The 1,830-nt window shown below is 47.5% G+C and carries 2 protein-coding genes and 1 pseudogene; 1 reads left to right on the plus strand and 2 read right to left on the minus strand.

Translation table 11 applies throughout. The features are described from left to right. Positions 1-857, plus strand: an 857-nt coding sequence (gene lytH / locus ACWHAR_RS20400; protein WP_452087651.1) for an L-Ala--D-Glu endopeptidase, incomplete at its 5' end; no start/stop codon positions are given. 27 nt (positions 858-884) lie between these two features. On the opposite strand, the gene yunB is transcribed toward lytH, so the two are convergent. Both yunB and ACWHAR_RS20410 read right to left on the minus strand, forming a co-directional pair. After that, positions 885-1,643 carry a sporulation protein YunB gene (gene yunB, locus ACWHAR_RS20405; RefSeq protein ID WP_017696727.1) on the minus strand — a complete coding sequence of 253 codons (759 nt, stop codon included), beginning with the start codon at positions 1,641-1,643 and terminating at the stop codon, positions 885-887. Positions 1,644-1,718: 75 nt separating this feature from the next. Next, positions 1,719-1,830, minus strand: a pseudogene (locus ACWHAR_RS20410) (DUF1805 domain-containing protein); the annotation flags it as partial.

The following is a 1,830-nucleotide window of genomic DNA, read 5'->3' on the forward strand; positions in this document are numbered from 1 at the left end:
TGACGCAGATCCCTTGGTATGCGCTCGCCGCTGTTGATCAATACGAAGAAAACGTGCGGAGCAACCGGAAAGATCTGCCTGACAAGGCGGGAATCATCAGCATCTATATACCCGATGATATCTGGAGCGGGCCTGAAAACCCGAATCCGAAAGACGATGCGCCCTTAAGCATTAAAGTGTTTGACGGAATCGGAATGGATGGCGATGGAGACGGGAAAGCCGAGGTCAGCAACGATGAAGATATCTTGTATACGTTCAGCCAATACTTACTGTCGTATGGCACAGATGAAGACAACATCCGGATCGGGCTTTGGAATTATTACCGGCGTGATCAGACAGTGGGGATTATATCTGAATTCATGAAGCTGTTTAAAGCCTACGGCCATATTGATCTGGGCGAGCATGCATTCCCGCTTCCGATCAGAACCGATTACAGCTACCGAAGCACGTGGGGAGATGCCCGCGGCTTCGGTGGAAGGCGGATTCATGAAGGCACGGATATCTTTGCCCATTACGGCCTTCCTGTCAAATCCACATGTTACGGCGTAGTTGAAATGAAGGGCTGGAACCGCTTCGGAGGATGGAGAATCGGCATCAGGGACATTAACAATACGTATCATTATTTTGCCCATCTCAATGGGTTTGCCAAAGGGATTAAAACAGGACAAATCGTTGAGCCTGGCCAAGTGATCGGATCAGTCGGCAGCTCCGGATACGGCCCGCCGGGAACCGCCGGGAAGTTCCCGCCGCATCTGCACTATGGCATGTACAAAGATAACGGAAGAACCGAATGGTCATTTGATCCATACCCGCATTTGAGGGCGTGGGAGCGATATGAATACCAAAAAAAGAAGTAACAAAAAGCCGCCTCTTCAACAGGCGGCTTATTTGCTGCTTTTTTCTGAATCGGCACCGTCTTCTTTGCTGCTCGGAAGCTGGACAGAAGGCGTGACACCCGAGCCGCCGCTTCCATTATAAAACTGCGGCACTTCGCCCTGCACTGCTTTAATCGATACAGGAACATTATTTGTGACGACAGCGGTTTTGCTGGCAAATGGAATGATGACCTTCACTTTAATTTCGACAAAGATGCTGATATCAATAAGTGCGTTATTTATGCCATACGGCTTGATTTTGGTTTTGACATCTGTAAAAGCGTCACCGATTAAATTGAACCGGACCGGGATTTTCGGCCCGAGGTTTCCAAGAAGGCTGTTGCCGGTTACCTGTCCCAGCGGAATGTTGATCATAATGTTTTCACTGGCGCCGCTGTGTCCGGTATGGGTTTCCATCTCTTTCAAATGAGCCTGAAGCTGCTTTGTCACTTTTGTTTTCACACTGTTTACAACCTGTGTATTAAAATCGATTGTCGTTAAGTTTCCGTTTTCATCAGAATTCATTTGAAACATATCTTTCATATTTTCACTGTCAGACATATAGTCCTCAATCGAATCCTGGATCACCTCTGTCGCTATACGCTTCGTTTCCATCTCGCCGATGTCCATTAAAACAGGTTTGATCGAGCCATTGATCATCCAAAGGCTGACCGTTGTTGACAGGATAAAAAAGACAACGGACAGGAGCATCACGTAACGGAAAGGCAAAGGTCCTCTCTTGCGAAAAGGGCCGCGATATCTTGGCAAGAAAATCCCCCCTTACATATCACAATGTATGCTTGTAAGAGGGGACATAGTAATAGCCGGAGCCAATTTATTTAATTTCACCATTTTTAAAAGCGCTTCTCTGCCGCTCATGCCAACTTGAATGCCAAGATCTTCCGCGGCGTACGTGACGGATTCTAAAGGTGCGTCTAACAGCTGGTCAATGGTG

Source organism: Bacillus sp. LR--39, assembly GCF_053613335.1.